The organism is Bartonella sp. AP21QHHD (genome assembly GCF_042196205.1).
Classification (GTDB): domain Bacteria; phylum Pseudomonadota; class Alphaproteobacteria; order Rhizobiales; family Rhizobiaceae; genus Bartonella.
On sequence record NZ_JBHIPT010000060.1, the window covers coordinates 1 to 1,028 of the forward strand.

Below are 1,028 nucleotides of genomic sequence, written 5' to 3' on the forward strand. Positions count from 1 at the left end.
CGGTACCTATGGAACGCAAGAGTTTGTTGATAACTACAAAAGCGCACTTGCCGAGTTACAAGGGCTTATACTTCCTAAATCCAAAACCGGTAAACTTGTTGAAGGTTCATTTGCATGGCTGCTTAAACAATACTTTAACAGCTCTAATTGGCATAGCTACTCTAATACTACAAAGAAACAAAAAGAATACATTCTTATGAAGATATGCGACCCCATAGGAAATATTCCATACCAAGCAATTGAAAAGAAACATATTATAGCCGGTGTTGAACGGCGTAAAGAAACACCAGCAATGGCTAGAAACTTTCTGAAAGCCCTTAATGGACTTTTTAATTGGGCAATTGATCAAGGTCTTTTGGAAAATAATCCAGCTTTAGGCGTCAAAAAACCTCCTCTTAAAAATAAAAGCGGCTTTCCTGTTTGGACAGAAGAAGATGTTGAGAAATATTATCAAAGATGGTCCCATGGTACCCATGAACGTGTCTGGATTGATGTTCTTTTATATACGGGCTTGCGTCGTGGTGATGCGGTACGAATTGGCTGGAAAGATGTCAAAGACAATATTATTCATCTCAAGACAGAGAAAAGTAAATTCCAAACAGATGTCTTTCTACCTATTTTACCGGAATTAGCCAAAACGCTTGAAGCTGGTCCTATTGGAGTAGAAACATTCATCTGTAGTAAAACTAATCAAAAACTCTCCAAAGAAAGCTTTGGCGATACATTTAGAGACGCTTGTAATGCTGCTGGAATTAAAAAATCGGCGCATGGATTAAGAAAATTAGCAGCAACACGCGCAGCTAACTCTGGTGCAACAGTATCACAATTGAAAGCACTCTTTGGCTGGACAAATGATGCTATGGCATCTCTTTACACAAAGAGCGCAGACCGTAAAAGGTTAGCTATAGAGGCGATAAAAAAGCTTCAAAAAGATGAGGGATAGAGGCAAAAAAACTCAATAGAATCAAGATTCACCTATTCCCCCATATTAGACATAACTATTTTATTTTACTTGCTTTTTATATACC

Annotated in this window: 1 protein-coding gene; it reads left to right on the top strand. The window is 37.9% G+C overall.

Annotation, left to right across the window (positions count from 1 at the left end; all coding sequences use genetic code 11):
* Positions 1 to 943 (top strand): tyrosine-type recombinase/integrase (locus ACFIMC_RS04590; RefSeq protein WP_375685672.1); only part of this gene is annotated, 943 nt, incomplete at its 5' end.
* Positions 944 to 1,028 lie beyond the last annotated feature (85 nt).